This window comes from Rathayibacter sp. AY1A4 (genome assembly GCF_002930955.1).
GTDB lineage: Bacteria > Actinomycetota > Actinomycetes > Actinomycetales > Microbacteriaceae > Rathayibacter.
In genome coordinates, this window is record NZ_PSTN01000061.1 from 1 (window position 1) to 714 (window position 714).

Here is a 714-nt window from a genome sequence, read left to right on the forward strand (position 1 = left end):
GGCGGGTGCCGGATCGGCCTCGGGGGCTGCCGGCGGTGTCGGTGCGACGGGCGTCGGGAGAGGAGCGGGGGCGTCGCCGGCGACCGGATCCGCCTGGTTCGCGGCCTGCGCGGGAGACGAGGCGGAGACGTCGCCGAGCCCCCACGAGCCGACGAGGAGAGCGCCGATCGTCGCGAAGACGACGGCTCGCATTCCGAGGCGCGACGGCGCTCGGTGCCGTGAGTGGCGGCGCCGCCGGGTCGTGAAAGCCATGGTTCTGCTTCTCAGTCGTGTTGTCGATCGTGGAGATGAGCGAAACGTCGACACGACGAACGACACGGATGTCGCAGCGAGTGCGGAGGCCCCAGACTCCGGAGGGGAGCACGCCTTCCCCGCGGGCTTCCGAAGATGAACGTATAGGTCGGCCTCCCTCTCGCCATAGAGAAGTGAGCCCCCCTTGTCGGGGCCATAACCGATGAGAAAAGGACCGGGGTGAAGCCGAATATGGCGCCTTTTGACGGGTCCTCGCGAAGGAGTTCTAAGAAGTGAGCGCGCGCGACCGGCTCGGCTGACTTCTCCTGTCAGGTCCCGTGCAACGCTCGGGCCCCACCCGGCCACGTACTCGGTACACGCCCGACCGACGAAGGATGGCCCCGATGACGCGACGCACACTCGACGACCTGCTCTCCCGCAGCGACCCCGCGACCGACGACCGGGCGCCCGGCGTCCGCACCG

1 pseudogene is annotated in these 714 nt (G+C 69.5%); it reads right to left on the reverse strand.

Annotated features, from left to right (window positions below):
- Nucleotides 1-252 (reverse strand): annotated as a pseudogene (locus C5B92_RS16805) (hypothetical protein); the annotation flags it as partial.
- Between the last annotated feature and the right edge of the window lie 462 nt (nt 253-714).